Here is a 15,733-nt window from a genome sequence, read left to right as displayed (position 1 = left end):
CACGGTGCTCAAGCGTTATCCACAGGGTTGACACCTTACGGGCCGCCGACCCACCATTGAAGGGATTCAACCGAACGATCGGTCGGTAGGGGGTCCGATGACGGCAGTGACTGCGGACACGCAGGAGGCGTACGAGGCGGTGTTCGATGCCGCCGTCGCCGCCGACGAGCGCATCGAACCGCGCGACTGGATGCCCGACGCCTACCGGGCGACGCTGGTCCGCCAGATCGCGCAGCACGCGCACTCGGAGATCATCGGCATGCAGCCGGAGGCCAACTGGATCACCCGGGCGCCCTCGCTGCGCCGCAAGGCGATCCTGATGGCCAAGGTGCAGGACGAGGCGGGCCACGGCCTCTACCTCTACAGCGCCGCCGAGACCCTCGGCACCGGCCGCGACGAGCTCCTCGACAAGCTCCACTCGGGCCGCCAGAAGTACTCCTCGATCTTCAACTACCCCACCCTGACCTGGGCCGACGTCGGCGCCATCGGCTGGCTCGTGGACGGCGCCGCGATCACCAACCAGGTCCCGCTGTGCCGCTGCTCCTACGGGCCGTACGCCCGCGCGATGGTGCGGATCTGCAAGGAGGAGTCCTTCCACCAGCGCCAGGGGTACGAGTCGCTGCTCGCCCTCTCCCGGGGCACCCCCGCCCAGCACGCCATGGCGCAGGACGCGGTCGACCGCTGGTGGTGGCCGTCGCTGATGATGTTCGGCCCCCCGGACGACGAGTCCTCGCACTCGGCGCAGTCCATGGCCTGGAAGATCAAGCGGCACTCCAACGACGAGCTGCGCCAGCGCTTCGTGGACATCTGCGTCCCGCAGGCCGAGGCCCTCGGCCTCACCCTGCCCGACCCGGACCTGCGGTGGAACGAGGAGCGCGGGCACCACGACTTCGGGGCGATCGACTGGACGGAGTTCTGGGAGGTCCTCAAGGGCAACGGCCCCTGCAACGAGCAGCGGATCGACCGGCGCCGCCGCGCCCACGAAGAGGGCGCCTGGGTCAGGGAATCCGCCGCGGCCTACGCCGCCAAGCACGGGGAGGTACGGGCATGACGCAGGACTGGCCGCTGTGGGAGGTGTTCGTGCGCTCGCGCCGCGGACTGTCCCACACCCACGCGGGAAGCCTCCACGCGCCGGACGCCGAGATGGCCCTGCGCAACGCGCGGGACCTGTACACCCGGCGCGGCGAAGGCGTCTCCCTCTGGGTCGTGCCCTCCTCGGCGATCACCGCCTCCTCGCCCGACGAGAAGGACCCCTTCTTCGAGCCGTCGGCCGACAAGCCCTACCGCCACCCCACGTTCTACGAGGTCCCGGAAGGGGTGAAGAACCTGTGACCGCACCCGCCACCGACACCGCGGCCGCCGCCCTCGCCCTCGGGGACGACGCGCTGGTCCTGGCCCAGCGGCTGGGGGAGTGGGCGGGCAACGCGCCCGTCCTGGAGGAGGAGGTCGCGCTCGCCAACATCGCGCTCGACCTGCTGGGCCAGGCCCGCATCCTGCTGTCCCTGGTCGGCGACGAGGACGAACTGGCGTACCTGCGCGAGGAGCGCGCGTTCCGCAACCTGCAGCTGGTCGAGCAGCCCAACGGCGACTTCGCCCACACCATCGCCCGCCAGCTGTACTTCTCCACCTACCAGCACCTGCTGTACGGGCAGCTGGCCCGCTCCGGCGGCGAGCTGGCCGGCCTCGCGGCCAAGGCCGTCAAGGAGGTCGCCTACCACCGCGACCACGCCGAGCACTGGACCCTGCGCCTGGGCGACGGCACCCCGGCCGGCCACGAGCGCATGGCGCGCGCCGCCACGGCCCTGTGGCGCTTCACCGGCGAGATGTTCCAGCCCGTCCCCGGCCTGGACGTCGACTGGCAGGACCTCCAGGACCGCTGGCTGGAGTCGGTGACCGCCGTCCTCCGGCAGGCCACCGTGGACGTCCCCGAAGGGCCGCGCACCGGCGCCTGGACGGCCGGCGCGGGACGGCAGGGCCTGCACACCGAGTCCTTCGGACGGATGCTCGCCGAGATGCAGCACCTGCACCGCAGCCACCCGGGGGCGTCATGGTGACCACCGCCGGCACGACCGCCGACACGACCTCCGCCACGGCCTCCAACCCCACCTCCGCGCGCACCGGCCCCGACCCGCGCGCCGCACTCGCCGGCCAGCACGGGACCCAGGGGACCCAGAGGACTCAGAGGACTCAGGGGACCCAGGGCACCCACGAGACCCCCCTCGAAGCCGAACTGCGCGCCCTCGCCGGCTCCGTGCCCGACCCCGAGCTCCCCGTACTGACCCTGGCCGAACTGGGCGTCCTGCGCGGCGTCCAGGTCGAGGGCCCGGGACGGGTGACCGTCGAGCTCACCCCCACGTACACCGGCTGCCCCGCCGTCGAGGCGATGTCCGCCGACATCGAGCGCCTGCTGCACGACCACGGCGTCCCCGACGTCTCGGTCGTCAAGGTCCTCTCCCCGGCCTGGTCCACCGACGACATCAGCGCCGAGGGGCGGCGCAAGCTCGACGCGTTCGGCATCGCCCCGCCCCGCCCGCAGGGCCCCGGCGGCACGGTCGCGCTCACCCTGGCGATCCGCTGCCCGCACTGCGGCTCCACCGACACCGAGCTGCTCAGCCGGTTCTCCTCCACCGCCTGCAAGGCACTGCGCCGCTGCGTGAGCTGCCGCGAACCGTTCGACCACTTCAAGGAGTTGTAGATGTTCCATCCGCTCCGGGTCAGCGAGGTCGAGCGGCTCACCGACGACGCGGTCGCCGTCACCTTCGCCGTACCGCCCGAGCTGCACGAGGCCTTCCGGCACACGCCCGGCCAGCACGTCACGCTGCGCCGCACCGTGCGCGGCGGGGAGATCAGGCGTACGTACTCGATCTGCGCCCCGGCCGCCCCGCACGGCGCGGACCCGGTCGTCCGGGTCGGCATCCGCCTGGTGGACGGCGGCGAGTTCTCCACGTACGCGCTCAAGGAGCTGGCCGTCGGCGACCTGGTCGATGTCATGGAACCGCTGGGCCGCTTCACCCTCGCCCCGCGCGCCGGACGGTTCGCGGCCGTCGTCGGCGGCAGCGGCATCACCCCGGTGCTGTCCATCGCGGCCACCCTGCTGGCGAGCGAGCCCGGCGCGCGGTTCTGCCTCATACGCAGCGACCGCACCGCGGCCTCCACCATGTTCCTGGACGAGGTGGCCGACCTGAAGGACCGCTACCCCGACCGCTTCCAGCTGGTCACCGTGCTCTCCCGGGAGGAACAGCAGGCCGGACTCCCCTCAGGGCGGCTCGACCAGCCGAGGCTGCGCGCGCTGCTCCCGGCGCTGCTGCCGGTCGAGGCGGTCGACGGCTGGTTCCTGTGCGGTCCGCTCGGCCTGGTCCGGGGCGCCGAGCAGGCCCTGCGCGGCCTGGGCGTGGAGCGCGCCCGGATCCACCAGGAGGTCTTCCACGTCGACGAGGGAACGGCACCCGTCGCGGTCCCGGCCGCCGCCCCCGCGGGCAGCACGCTCACGGCGACGCTCGACGGCCGTTCCGGCACCTGGGCGGTCCAGGAGGGCGAATCGCTCCTGGAGACGGTCCTGCGGGCCCGCGCGGACGCTCCGTACGCGTGCAAGGGCGGGGTGTGCGGCACCTGCCGGTCGTTCCTCGTCTCCGGCGAGGTCCGCATGGAGCGCAACTACGCGCTGGAGCCCGAGGAGACCGACGCGGGGTACGTACTGGCCTGCCAGTCCCACCCCCTGAGCCCGGAAGTGGAGCTGGACTTCGACCGCTGACCCCGCCGACGGCCGGCCGCGACCGTGCCCCCGCCATTCCCTTCCGCTAGAACCTGTTCTATCTTGACGATCCGTCAGATCGATCGGGCGGCAGACAGCGGTGCGACGCGGGAGGACAGGGCTGTGGACTTCACCTTCACCGAGGAGCAGCAGGCGGCCGTCGAGGCGGCGAAAGCCGTCTTCTCAGGCGTCACACCCGACCGGGTACCCAGCCCCGCGCTCACCCCGGGCGCCGTCGCCGACGACTACGACCGCCCCCTGTGGGCCGCCCTCGCCGACTCCGACCTGCTCAGCCTCGTCCTCTCCCCCGAACACGGCGGCGCCGGCCTCGACCCCGTCGCCCTCTGCCTCGTCCTGCGCGAATCCGCCAAGGTCCTCGCCCGCGTCCCGCTCCTGGAGACCAGCGCCGTCGCCATGACCATCGAGCGGTACGCCGACCCCGCACTCAGCGCCGAACTCCTGCCCGCCATCGGCCGCGGCACCCTCGTCCTCACCGCCGCCGCCCACGGCCGCACCGGCCACGACCCGGCCCCACTCGCCGTCACCGCACGCCAGGACGGCGCCGCCTGGATCCTCGACGGCACCCAGACCGCCGTCCCCTGGGCCCACAGCGCCGACCGCATCGCCGTACCCGCCCACACCGGCGACGGCCGCACCGTGCTCGCCCTCGTCCCCCGCGTCCACGACGGGCTCACCCTCACCGACCAGGTGTCCACCAGCGGCGAACTCCTCGCCGAAGTTCGCCTCGACGCCACCCGCGTCCCCGCCCACGACGTCATCGACGCCGAAGGCGCCTGGGAACGGCTCCACCAGCTGCTCGCCACCGGAACCTGCGCCCTCGCCCTCGGCCTCGGCGAAGCCGTCCTCACCATGACCAGCCAGTACACCAGCAAGCGCGAACAGTTCGGCCACCCCGTCGCCACGTTCCAGGCCGTCGCCGTCCAGGCCGCCGACCGCTACATCGACCTGCGCGCCATGGAAGCCACCCTCTGGCAGGCCGCCTGGCGCATCAGCAGCGGAGCCACCGGAGCCCTCCCGCCCGCCGGGGACATCGCCGTCGCCAAGATCTGGGCCTCCGAAGGCGTACGCCGCGTCGTCCAGACCGCCCAGCACCTGCACGGCGGATTCGGCGCCGACACCGACTACCCGCTGCACCGCTACCACGCCTGGGCCAAGCAGCTCGAACTCTCCCTCGGCCCCGCCGCCGCCCACGAGGAAGCACTTGGCGACCTCCTGGCCGCCCACCCCCTGGGCTGACACCGGGCCGGCCTCAGGGGGTTCCGAGATCCCCGGGCCCCCGGGGATCACCTCAGAGGACGAAAGCCGGGCCGCCGCCGTCCGTCACCATCGGCCGCCCGGCACCGTCCCACGCCTGCATGCCGCCGTCGATGTTCACCGCGTCGATGCCCTGCCGCACCAAGTACTGCGTCACCTGCGCCGACCGGCCACCGACCCGGCACATCACATACGCGCGCCGCCCGTCCGCCACCGCCTCGGTCACCTCACCGAACCGCGCCACGAAGTCGCTCATCGGCACGTGCAGCGCACCGTCGACGTGCCCGGCCGCCCACTCGTCGGCCTCACGGACGTCCAGCACCAGCGCATCGGCCGGCACGGACGCGACGTCCACCGAGGGCAGCGGTGCGAAGTTCATGGATCAGGCCTTCTCTCATCGCAACGTACGCACACCGTGCGCGAACCCCAGGAAACCTACTGCACGAGCCCCGTCAGCTCCGCCTCACGCTCGGCGACCTGCGCCAGCAACTGCTCCGCGATCTCCTCGAGCAGACGATCCGGATCATCCGGCGCCATCCGCAGCATCGCGCCGATCGCGCTCTCCTCCAGCTCCCTGGCCAGCACCGTCAGCAGCTCCTTGCGCTGCGACAGCCACTCCAGCCGGGCGTAGAGCTCCTCGCTCTCGGTCAGCCGCGCCTCCGCCGGCACCGGACCCGCCGCCCACTCCTCGGCCAGCTCACGCAGCAACGCCTCGTCCCCGCGCCCGTACGCCACGTTCACCCGCTGGATGAACTCCTCGCGCCGCGCCCGCTCCGCCTCGTCCGGCGCCAGATCGGGATGCGCCTTGCGGGCCAGCTCGCGGTAGAGCTTGCGCGCCTCGTCACTGGGCCGCACCCGCTGCGGCGGCCGCACCGCCTGACCGGTCAGCATCGCGGAAGCCTCGGGGGACAGGCCGTCGGAGTCCATCCAGTCGTGGAACAGCTCCTCCACCCCCGGCATCGGCATCACCCGCGCCCGCGCCTCCCGCGCGATCCGCTGGTCCTCCGGGTCCCCGGTACGCGCCGCCCGCGCCTCGGCGATCAACGCGTCCAGCTCGTCCAGCCGCGTGTACATCGGCCCGAGCTTCTGGTGGTGCAGCCGGGAGAAGTTCTCCACCTCGACCCGGAACGTCTCGACGGCGATCTCGAACTCGATCAACGCCTGCTCCGCCGCCCGCACGGCCCGCGCCAACCGCTCCTCAGGCCGCCCAGCACCACCCCCAGCCCCCGAACCAGCGCGGGCATCGGCACCGGCACCCTCATCGGCGCCGGCCTCCGAGCCGAAGCCCGCCGGACCACCAGCGGCCCCGGCCCCGGCCTCGTCCCGCGCGCCGCGGTCGTCCATGTCTTCGGTCACGTCGTCGCTCCGGGTCGTCACCCACCCAGCCTAAGGGCCCACCACACCTCGGGGGGCCTCCCCTCCCCTCCCCCCTCCCGCCCCTCCCCCTCACCCCCAGCGCAGGCTCACGCCCACACCCCCGCCCCCACCCCCGCCATGGCCCCGCCCCCGCTCACACCCCCAGCTCAGCCCCGATCCGCCCGGCGCGCACCGCCGCGACCAGGTCGGCGTGGTCCGCCTCGGTGCGGTCGGCGTAGGCGACGGCGAAGCCGGCGATCGCCTCGTCCAGCTCCTCGTTCTTGCCGCAGTAACCGGCGATCAGCCGGGGGTCGGCGCTGTGGGCGTGGGCCCGGGCCAGCAGGGCCCCGGTCATCCGGCCGTAGTCGTCTATCTGGTCGACCGCGAGCGCGGCCGGGTCGACGCTGCCCTTGCGGTTGCGGAACTGGCGTACCTGGAACTCCCTGCCCTGCACCGTGGTCCAGCCCAGCAGGATGTCGCTGACGACCTGCATGCGCTTCTGCCCCAGCACCACCCGGCGTCCCTCGTGCTCGGCCGGGGCCACCCGGAAGCCGGCCGCCTCCAGGTGCGGCACCAGCACCGACGTCCTGGCCTCCTTCACCTGCAGGACCAGCGGCTCGCCCCGGTGGTCGAGGAGCAGCACCACGTACGACCGGGTGCCCACGCTGCCGGTGCCGACCACCCGGAACGCCACGTCGTGCACCGCGTACCGCGCGAGGAGCGGCAGCCGGTCCTCGGACAGCGTCCCCAGGTAGGGGCCGAGGGCCTCGGTGACGGCCGCGGCCTCGGCGTCGCCGACCCGGCGCAGCACCGGGGGCGCGTCGACGAAGCGCCACCCGCCGTCGGGCCCCTGTTCGGTGGACTTGGCGGCGAACCGGCCGCTGGTGTTCTGCCGGGCCTTCTGCGAGACCCGCTCCAGCGTGCCGAGCAGGTCGTGGGCGTCGGTGTGGGAGACGAGTTCCTCGTCGGCGATGGCGTTCCACGCGTCGAGCGCGGGGAGCTTGGCCAGCAGCCGCATGGTGCGCCGGTAGGCGCCGGCCGCGTCGAACGCCGCCCGGCGGCAGGTCTCCTCGTCGGCCCCGGCCTCCCGCCCGGCGAGCACCAGGGAGGCGGCGAGCCGCTTGACGTCCCACTCCCAGGGGCCGACCACGGTCTCGTCGAAGTCGTTGAGGTCGATGACGAGCCGGCCGCGGGCGTCGCCGTAGAGGCCGAAGTTCGCCGCGTGCGCGTCGCCGCATATCTGGGCCTCGACGCCCGTCACGGGCGTGCCCACGAGGTCGTACGCCATGAGTCCGGCGGAGCCGCGCAGGAAGGCGAAGGGCGTGGCGGCCATGCGGCCCACCCGTATCGGGGTGAGTTCGGGGACGCGGCCGCGACTGGACTCCTCGACGGCGCGCACCGCGTCGGGGCGTCCGTCGGCGGGGGGCAGGGTGGCGTGGGAGGCGCGGGGCACCTGGTCGCGCAGTGTCTTGCCGTGGTTCTTGGCGGCCTTGGAGGCCCCCGCCGCGGTGCGCCGGGCGAAGCCCGGGACCGCCGGAATCCGCTGGTCCACCGCCCGCTGCGCGGGTACTGCCGTCTCGGGCTCGCCCATGGCGTGCCACCCCCCGTTTTCGTTCGTACGTGGTGCGAGGTCCCGGGCGCGCCCGGTGGTCCCGGGGCGTCCGGTCGTCGCTGTCGCGTCGGCTGCGCAACATCAACTGAGCACGACGTTACCGCCGGGGTCCGACGGCCGTCTGCCCCTGTGGATAACCTCGCGGCGGCCGCCGGAACGGGCCTCGCGGGCCTCGGCGCCGCCTCGGCAGCCGGACCCCGCTCCGGACCAGGGAAAATGGAGCCATGCCAGGCACCAGAGACGCGTCCGTCGACACCATCCAGCGCGAGCTGACGGCCTTCGCCCGCCGCGCCCGGGCGACCGCGGCCCGGCTCCATCCGGAGCTGCCGCTGGTCTCGTACACGCTGCTGGCGCACATCGACGAGCGGGAGGGCTGCCGGGCGACCGATCTGGCCGCTCACTACCTGCTGGACAAGTCCACGGTCTCGCGCCAGGTCGCGTCCCTGGAGCGGCTCGGGCTGGTCGAGCGGCGCTCCGATCCGGCCGACCACCGGGTGCAGGTGCTGCATCCGACCGAGGCGGGCACCAGGCTGCTCTCCTCGACGCACGCCAGTCGCCGCGCGGCCTACCAGGAGCGGCTCGGTGACTGGTCGGCCGAGGACCTGGCCCGCTTCGCGGACTATCTGCTGCGCTACAACTCGGCCGTCACTGCCGAGTGACACCCGACGTCCCGCGTCCCGCAGGGTCGGAGCGGTGCCGCGCACCCGGGACACGCTCTCCCCGCAGCCGCGCATCCGCAGAGTCCGGCGTCACAGGAACTCCACATCGCCATAATGATGAATAAATCGGTCGTCACCAGATCCGCAGGACCCCGGAACCACTGCCTGAGCGGCCCAGGGGTCCGCGGAGTCGGCTGTCCCTAGAATCCGCTCATCGCACCGGTCCCGTGTCCCTGGGAACTCGTGTGACTAGAGCCCCGCGTCCCGCGCCAGCAGCGCCGCCTGCACCCGGTTCTCGCAGTCGAGTTTCGCCAGGATCCGGCTCACGTACGTCTTCACCGTGCCCTCGCTCATGTGCAGCCGCTTACCCGCGTCCGCGTTCGACAGTCCCTCGCCGAGCAGGGCCAGGACCTCGCGCTCCTTGGGGCTGAGCGCGTCCACCCGGGCCCGGGCCTCCTCGGTACGGGCGGCGGCGCGGCCGGACGCCAGCTGGTCCACCACGTGCCGCGTCGCGGCCGGCGACAGATAGGCGTCCCCGGCCGCCGCCGCGCGCACCGCGCGGATCAGCTCGGCGGGCGCGGTGTCCTTCAGCAGGAACCCGGCGCCGCCGTGCTCCAGCGACCGCAGCACGTTCTCCCGCTCGCCGAACGTCGTCAGCACGATCACCCGCGCCGACGGTGCGGCCCTGCGCAGCTCGGGCAGCGCGCTCAGCCCGTCGACCACCGGCATCTGGATGTCGAGCAGCACCACGTCGGCCGCGTGCAGCCGGGCCAGCTCGACGACCTCGCGCCCGTCGCGCGCCTCCGCGACGACCTCGATGCCCGGATCCGAGGTGAGGATCATCCGGATCCCGGCCCTGATCAGCGGCTCGTCGTCCGCGATCACCACTCTGATGTGCGGCCCAGCCACCCGTACCCCCGATTCACCGCGCCCGCCCGCCCGGGCTCAGCGCTCGACCTCGTACGCCTTCTTCTCGATCAGCTTGCCGTCTTTGAAGCAGAACCGGAAAACCGGCTCGGTGTCGACGTTGTCCCCCACCTCCGAGGACATCAGCACCAGGCACTCGGAGCCCTCCGGCTTCTCGGGGCCCTTGCCGTGCAGTCCGGTGGTGGCGATGGTGTCCCCGCTCGGCAGCCGGTCGCGGACCTCCTTCTCGCTGGTCCCGATCTTCACCGCCTCGTACTCGCCGGGCTCGATCATGCTCTTGCTCACCGACCCCACGAGGAAGAACAACCCGGCCCCGACCGCCACGACCAGCAGCACCACGGCCGCCACCGCTATGCCGCAGCCGAGCGCCACCCCGTTCTTCCTGCTGCCCCGCTTGGCACCCCCGTTCAACGCCATCGCCAGCTCCCGCTCCAGGACGGTCCGCTGCATCCCCGGATCGACGGGACCACCATCGCGGACGGCGGGATACGGCGACTGCTGCCGGAAGTCGTCGGCGGCATCCACCAAAGGCGCGACTTCCACGGCCCCCGACGGCTCGTACGGCAGCACGCCCGCCACCCGGAAGCCGGGCTTCCCCTCCGACGGCCCCGCGTGCACCATGCCGCCCACCAGCCGGGCCCGCTCGTGCAGCCCCGTCAGGCCCTGGCCGCCGCTGACGACCTCGCCGTGCCGGGTGGCGCTGGAGGCGCCGTTGACGATCTCGACGACGAAGGAGTCCGGCTCGTAGCGCAGCTCCACGCCGATGGGGGCGCCCGGCGCGTGCTTGTACGCGTTCGTCAGCGCCTCCTGCACGATCCGGTACGCGGCGTGGTCGGCGGCGGCCGGAAGCGGCTTGTGGTCGCCGGAGCGCCGCAGCTCCACCTGGGTGCCCGCGGCCCGCGCGGCCTCGACCAGACCGTCGATGCCGGCCGTCCCCCGAGCCGCCGGGCCCGCCTCGTCCGGCGGGGCCGGCGCCTCCACGCCGTCGCGCAGGATGCCGACGACCTCCCGCAGTTCGTGCATGGCCGCCACGGAGGCCTCCCGCAGCACCCCGACCGCCTCGCGCTGCCGGGGCGTCAGTTCCCGGTCGACCTCCAGGGCCCCGGTGTGCACGGCGATCAGCGCCAGCTGGTGCCCCAGGCTGTCGTGCATGTCCTGGGCGATGCGCTGGCGCTCGCGCAGCCGCGCCTGCCCGGCCACCATCGCGCGCTCGCGCAGCAGTTGCGCGTTGCGCTCCTGGAGGGCGTGCAGCAGGGTGCGTCGCTGCGTCCAGTACCGGCTGGCCAGTCCCGGGACTGCGGTCGCGACCAGGAAGTAGAGGGTGCCGACGAGGGCCGAGGTCAGGGTGCGCTCGCTGTCCCCGGCCTCCAGGACCGTGGTGAGCACGAACAGCCCGTACGCCCCCACGAAGGCGCCCATCGCGCGGCCCGGCCGCGCGATGCGGTGCCCGGCCGACCAGCCGACCAGCATCAGCAGCACCACGAAGCCGCCCACGAGCGGCGTCAGGGCCCCTGTGACGAGGAGCACAGGCGTCGGCAGCCGTCGGCGCAGGAGGGAGAGCAGCACGGTCGCGACGGCGACGAGGAGGAGCCGGAGCCCCGAGGCGTTGAGCAGCTCCTCGATCCCGGCCGCCAGCACCGCCATGACGAGCGCGAGCACCGGCTCGCCCGCGAGACGGCGCCGCGACCACAGCTCAGGGGCGGCCAGCCACTGCCACGCGGCTCTGACCTTCGATGACGCATCCACAAGGGAACGGTAGGCACAGAGGGCCCCGGCCCGCCGCTCTCTTTCGTCGCGGACGCCCACGACGAAGGTTGTCGTCCACGGCCAGGAGGCCGTCGTCCAGGGCCAGGAGATCGTCACCCGCGACCAGAAGGCCGTCGCCCGCGACCAATGAGGCCCGGACGCCGGACGCTCGGACCGGACCTCGGTCGGATCCCCACGCCCCGGGCCCACGCGCTCCGGAAACGCGAAACGGTCCCATCGTTTTCACGATGGGACCGTTCGCTCTGTGCGCGAGGGGGGAGTTGAACCCCCACGCCCTTTCGGGCACTGGAACCTGAATCCAGCGCGTCTGCCTATTCCGCCACCCGCGCATTGGGTGTGTCGTTCGGTTCTTCACCTTGTCGGTGCGCTCCCTGGCGACATCTGAAGATTAGCACGTCGCGGACGGTGGATTCACATCCGTTTGTTTCGGGGACCCGAGGACCGAACAAGGAGGAGGTGGAGGAGCCCGCACACGGCTCCTCGTACGCACCCGGGCACGCATCCCGCACCTGCCCGCGCTCGCGGCCGCCGGAGCCGGGTGGGCAACTCGCCCGCCCACGGCCCGCGCGGGGAGGGGGAGAAGGGACCACGAGGAGGAGCACCACGATGAAGACGTAGAGCAGGAGACGAGGACAAGGGACGAGGGCAGGAGACGAGGACAAGGGACGAGGACGAGACGGAATCGGCGGCAAGCAGCGACAGCGGACGAGCAGAGGAACGGCGGACCACTCACCACGGAACGTCGTGCCGACGCGACGACGCGACGGCACGACGAGCGACGAGCGACGAGCGACGAGCGACGACGGAGACAGACCCTCCGGCGCCCCACCCGTCACACCTCGCCCGTCACGGCGAGGCACATCTCACGCCGGCACGACACCGGCGCGACGCCGACACCACGCACAGCACGCACGCCGACGCACCCGACGCACCCCGCCCGGCCCCGCACACCCCGCACCACACCCGCCCCGTACCGCCCCGTACCGCCCCGGCACCGCCCCCGTACCGACCTCGTCACGAACCCGCCCGTGCCGTGAGGCAACGCCGAGCTTCCGAACCCGGTCCTCCTCGGTGTACCCCGGGTGCGGGACACTGTCAGGAGGCCGCCTCTACGATCCGTGTGAGAGGTGACACTCGTCCACAGGGCAGAGAAGGGGAACCAGCCGATTTCCCGACGCGTGGATACGATCAGTAAGCAGTACCAGGACGACAACGACGGAGGAGGTGCCCCATGGGAGTCCTGAAGCGTTTCGAGCAGCGGCTCGAAGGTCTGGTCAACGGCACCTTCGCGAAGGTCTTCAAGTCTGAGGTCCAGCCCGTCGAGATCGCCGGCGCGCTGCAGCGCGAGTGCGACAACAACGCGACGATCTGGAACCGCGAGCGGACGGTCGTCCCCAACGACTTCATCGTGGAGCTGAGCGCGCCGGACTACGAGCGCCTCAGCCCCTACTCGGGCCAGCTCGGCGACGAGCTCTCCGGGCTGGTGCGGGACTACGCGAAGCAGCAGCGCTACACCTTCATGGGACCGATCAAGGTCCACCTGGAGAAGGCCGACGACCTCGACACGGGTCTGTACCGCGTGCGCAGCCGCACGCTCGCGTCGAGTTCGTCACAGTCCCAGGGACCGGGATCCGGACCAGGACAGGGACCGGGATCCGGACCGGGTCCGGACCAGGGTCCCGGTCACGGCCAGGGCCAGGGCGCGCAGAGCGCGGCAGGCGGGCCGGCGGCCGCGCCCGGCCGCGCCCCCGGAGCGGGTTCCGCGCCGGCGCGCGGGGGCTACGGCTACCCGCCCGCGGGCGCTCCGCCGATGCCCGCCGCGCCTCCGCCGGGCGGTGGGGGCCGCGTGGGCCCCGCGCCCTCGGCGGCCCGTCCCGCGGCACCCGGCGCCCAGGTGCGGCGCTGGATCGAGATCAACGGCACCCGCCACCAGATCTCCCGCGCGACGATGGTGCTGGGCCGCAGCACCGACGCCGACGTGCGGATCGACGACCCCGGCGTCTCGCGCCGGCACTGTGAGATCCGGACCGGAACGCCCTCGACGATCCAGGATCTCGGGTCTACCAACGGCATCGTGGTAGACGGGCAGCACACCACCCGCGCTACGCTCCGCGACGGCTCGCGGATCGTCGTGGGCAGCACCACCATCGTTTACCGGCAAGCCGAAGGGTGAAGCGGGGGCAATGTCAGAGCTGACCCTGACGGTCATGCGGCTAGGTTTCCTGGCCGTTCTGTGGCTGTTCGTGATCGTGGCCGTCCAGGTCATCCGGAGCGACCTGTTCGGTACGCGCGTCACCCAGCGCGGTTCGCGCCGTGACAGCGGACGCCAGCAGCAGGCGGCGCGCCAGCAGCAGCAGGCCGCGGCACCGCCGCAGCAGCGCCAGCAGCCGGGCCGCCAGCGCCGGGGAGCCCCCACCAAGCTGGTCGTCTCGGAGGGCACGCTGACGGGCACGACGGTCGCCCTGCAGGGGCAGACCATCACGCTGGGCCGGGCACACGACTCCACGATCGTGCTGGACGACGACTACGCGTCCAGCAGGCATGCCAGGATCTACCCGGACCGTGACGGCCAGTGGATCGTCGAGGATCTCGGGTCCACCAACGGCACGTACCTGGACCGGACCCGACTCACCACCCCGACCCCGATTCCGCTCGGCGCGCCGATCCGCATCGGCAAGACCGTCATCGAGCTGCGGAAGTAGTACGACAATGAGCGAGCGGAGCGAGCGAGCCGCGACGGTCTCCCCCGCGGACCGGCAAGCCGCCACGGCGGGCGGGGCGACGGCCCGGCGGGTCCTCACGGCGGACCGGCACAGGCTCCCGACCGGAGGGTGGGCAGTGTGGCACGAGACCGGCTGTACCCCGCGACGTCGACGGGGCAGGTGCGCATGAGCTTGTCACTGCGCTTCGCCGCCGGATCGCACAAGGGCATGATCCGCGAGGGCAACGAGGACTCGGGTTACGCCGGTCCGCGGCTGCTCGCCATCGCCGACGGCATGGGCGGACAGGCGGCCGGAGAGGTCGCCTCGTCGGAGGTCATCTCCACGCTGGTCACGCTGGACGACGACGTGCCCGGTTCCGACATCCTCACCTCCCTGGGTACGGCGGTGCAGCGGGCCAACGACCAGCTGCGGCTGATGGTCGAGGAGGACCCGCAGCTGGAGGGCATGGGCACGACGCTCACGGCCCTGCTGTGGACCGGCCAGCGGCTGGGTCTCGTACACGTCGGCGACTCGCGCGCGTACCTGCTGCGCGACGGCGTGCTGACGCAGATCACGCAGGACCACACGTGGGTCCAGCGGCTGGTCGACGAGGGCCGCATCACCGAGGAGGAGGCGACGACGCACCCGCAGCGCTCGCTGCTGATGCGCGCGCTGGGCAGCGGCGACCACGTCGAGCCCGATCTGTCGATCCGCGAGGTGCGGGCCGGCGACCGCTACCTGATCTGCTCCGACGGCCTGTCGGGCGTGGTCTCCCACCAGACGATGGAGGAGACGCTCGCCAGTTACCAGGGCCCGCAGGAGACCGTGCAGGACCTGATCCAGCTGGCGCTGCGCGGCGGCGGCCCGGACAACATCACGGTGATCATCGCGGACGTCCTGGACGTCGACGGCGGCGACACCCTGGCCGGGCAGCTGAGCGACACCCCGGTGGTGGTCGGCGCGGTCGCGGAGAACCAGGTGCAGCTGGGCGACGGCGGCGCGATGCAGACGCCCGCGGGGCGCGCGTCGAGCCTGGGCCGTCCGGCGGCCCCGCAGGCGCCCGCGGGGGGCTTCGGGCCGCCCGGGTCGGGCGATGACTCCGGGTACGGCGGGATGCCGCCGCAGGGCAGCTTCGGGGCGTACACGGACGACGACTTCGTGAAGCCGCGCACGGGGCGGCGCTGGCTGAAGAGATCCTTCTTCCTGCTGCTGGCGCTGGCCGTGGTGGGCGGCGGTGCGTACGGCGGCTACCGCTGGACGCAGACGCAGTACTACGTGGGCTCCAACGACGAGCACGTGGCGCTGTACCGGGGCATCAGCCAGAAGCTGGCCTGGGTGGACCTGTCGGAGGTCCAGAAGGACCACCCCGAGATCGAACTCAAGTACCTGCCGCCGTACCAGCGCAAGCAGGTCGAGGAGACGATCACGGGCGGGAGCCTCGACAAGGCGCAGGCCAAGGTCGAGGAGCTCGCGGTGCAGGCGTCGGCGTGCAAGAAGCAGGACCAGGCGCGCAAGGCGGGCGACGAGGCGAGCTCGAAGCCGCCCGAGAGCCGGTCGGGCAGCGAGGCCGGGACGAAGCCCACGGCCTCTCCCTCTCCGGGGCCCACTCTCTCGGAGGACGAGAAGAAGCTGGCCTCCAACTGCGGCAAGCAGTAACGACGAGCAGCAGGGACCCGTAGGGGGG

15 protein-coding genes and 1 tRNA gene are annotated in these 15,733 nt (G+C 72.7%); 10 read left to right on the top strand and 6 right to left on the bottom strand.

Annotated elements, in window-relative coordinates; all coding sequences use genetic code 11:
- Positions 1–97 precede the first annotated feature (97 nt).
- The 6 genes from paaA (at position 98) to ABT160_RS08905 (ending at position 5,008) form a co-directional block, all read left to right on the top strand.
- Positions 98–1,051, top strand: coding sequence for a 1,2-phenylacetyl-CoA epoxidase subunit PaaA (paaA, locus tag ABT160_RS08930; protein ID WP_351645395.1), 954 nt, complete (start codon positions 98–100; stop codon positions 1,049–1,051).
- Complete coding sequence (paaB, locus tag ABT160_RS08925) at positions 1,048–1,332, top strand: 1,2-phenylacetyl-CoA epoxidase subunit PaaB (RefSeq protein ID WP_351645393.1); 285 nt, start codon at positions 1,048–1,050, stop codon at positions 1,330–1,332. The genes paaA and paaB overlap by 4 nt, the downstream gene beginning before the upstream one ends.
- A complete protein-coding gene (gene paaC / locus ABT160_RS08920; protein WP_351645390.1) occupies positions 1,329–2,054 on the top strand; it encodes a 1,2-phenylacetyl-CoA epoxidase subunit PaaC in 726 nt (241 codons plus the stop codon). The genes paaB and paaC overlap by 4 nt, the downstream gene beginning before the upstream one ends.
- 176 nt (positions 2,055–2,230) lie before the next feature.
- On the top strand, positions 2,231–2,695 hold the full coding sequence (paaD, locus tag ABT160_RS08915) for a 1,2-phenylacetyl-CoA epoxidase subunit PaaD (RefSeq protein ID WP_351645478.1): 465 nt from the start codon (positions 2,231–2,233) through the stop codon (positions 2,693–2,695).
- Positions 2,696–3,751 (top strand): 2Fe-2S iron-sulfur cluster-binding protein, encoded by a 1,056-nt coding sequence (locus tag ABT160_RS08910; RefSeq protein WP_351645387.1) that lies wholly within the window; start codon positions 2,696–2,698, stop codon positions 3,749–3,751.
- 123 nt (positions 3,752–3,874) lie between these two features.
- Positions 3,875–5,008: an acyl-CoA dehydrogenase family protein gene (locus tag ABT160_RS08905; RefSeq protein ID WP_351645385.1), complete on the top strand. Its 1,134-nt coding sequence runs from the start codon at positions 3,875–3,877 to the stop codon at positions 5,006–5,008.
- A gap of 52 nt (positions 5,009–5,060) precedes the next feature.
- On the opposite strand, the gene ABT160_RS08900 is transcribed toward ABT160_RS08905, so the two are convergent.
- From ABT160_RS08900 to ABT160_RS08890, 3 genes are all read right to left on the bottom strand, one after another.
- The gene (locus tag ABT160_RS08900) at positions 5,061–5,405 is read right to left on the bottom strand and encodes a rhodanese-like domain-containing protein (protein ID WP_351645383.1); all 345 of its coding nucleotides are present in this window, start codon (positions 5,403–5,405) and stop codon (positions 5,061–5,063) included.
- A 56-nt stretch (positions 5,406–5,461) separates the two neighbouring features.
- Positions 5,462–6,370: a J domain-containing protein gene (locus tag ABT160_RS08895; protein ID WP_351645477.1), complete on the bottom strand. Its 909-nt coding sequence runs from the start codon at positions 6,368–6,370 to the stop codon at positions 5,462–5,464.
- 166 nt (positions 6,371–6,536) lie between these two features.
- Positions 6,537–7,973: a DUF2252 domain-containing protein gene (locus ABT160_RS08890; protein ID WP_351645380.1), complete on the bottom strand. Its 1,437-nt coding sequence runs from the start codon at positions 7,971–7,973 to the stop codon at positions 6,537–6,539.
- 245 nt (positions 7,974–8,218) lie between these two features.
- Here ABT160_RS08890 and ABT160_RS08885 point away from each other — a divergent pair, with 245 nt between their 5' ends.
- Positions 8,219–8,653 (top strand): MarR family winged helix-turn-helix transcriptional regulator, encoded by a 435-nt coding sequence (locus ABT160_RS08885; protein ID WP_351645378.1) that lies wholly within the window; start codon positions 8,219–8,221, stop codon positions 8,651–8,653.
- 249 nt (positions 8,654–8,902) lie between these two features.
- Here the strand turns inward: ABT160_RS08885 and ABT160_RS08880 are convergent, their stop codons facing one another.
- The 3 genes from ABT160_RS08880 to ABT160_RS08870 all read right to left on the bottom strand — a co-directional run bounded on the left by ABT160_RS08880 (position 8,903) and on the right by ABT160_RS08870 (position 11,676).
- The gene (locus tag ABT160_RS08880) at positions 8,903–9,562 is read right to left on the bottom strand and encodes a response regulator transcription factor (RefSeq protein WP_351645375.1); all 660 of its coding nucleotides are present in this window, start codon (positions 9,560–9,562) and stop codon (positions 8,903–8,905) included.
- 36 nt (positions 9,563–9,598) lie between these two features.
- Positions 9,599–11,326, bottom strand: a complete 1,728-nt coding sequence (locus ABT160_RS08875; RefSeq protein WP_351645373.1) for a sensor histidine kinase — start codon at positions 11,324–11,326, stop codon at positions 9,599–9,601.
- A 266-nt stretch (positions 11,327–11,592) separates the two neighbouring features.
- A tRNA-Leu gene (locus ABT160_RS08870) sits at positions 11,593–11,676 on the bottom strand.
- A 902-nt stretch (positions 11,677–12,578) separates the two neighbouring features.
- On the opposite strand from ABT160_RS08870, the gene ABT160_RS08865 reads away from it, so the two are divergent.
- The 3 genes from ABT160_RS08865 (at position 12,579) to ABT160_RS08855 (ending at position 15,705) form a co-directional block, all read left to right on the top strand.
- On the top strand, positions 12,579–13,520 hold the full coding sequence (locus tag ABT160_RS08865; RefSeq protein ID WP_351645370.1) for an FHA domain-containing protein: 942 nt from the start codon (positions 12,579–12,581) through the stop codon (positions 13,518–13,520).
- Positions 13,521–13,530: 10 nt separating this feature from the next.
- Positions 13,531–14,049: an FHA domain-containing protein FhaB/FipA gene (locus ABT160_RS08860; RefSeq protein ID WP_351645367.1), complete on the top strand. Its 519-nt coding sequence runs from the start codon at positions 13,531–13,533 to the stop codon at positions 14,047–14,049.
- Positions 14,050–14,235: 186 nt separating this feature from the next.
- Positions 14,236–15,705: a Stp1/IreP family PP2C-type Ser/Thr phosphatase gene (locus ABT160_RS08855; protein WP_351645364.1), complete on the top strand. Its 1,470-nt coding sequence runs from the start codon at positions 14,236–14,238 to the stop codon at positions 15,703–15,705.
- The last annotated feature ends 28 nt before the right edge of the window (positions 15,706–15,733 follow it).

It is taken from the genome of Streptomyces sp. NPDC001941 (genome assembly GCF_040296945.1).
Classification (GTDB): domain Bacteria; phylum Actinomycetota; class Actinomycetes; order Streptomycetales; family Streptomycetaceae; genus Streptomyces.
This window is presented reverse-complemented; position numbering and strand designations above follow the sequence as displayed.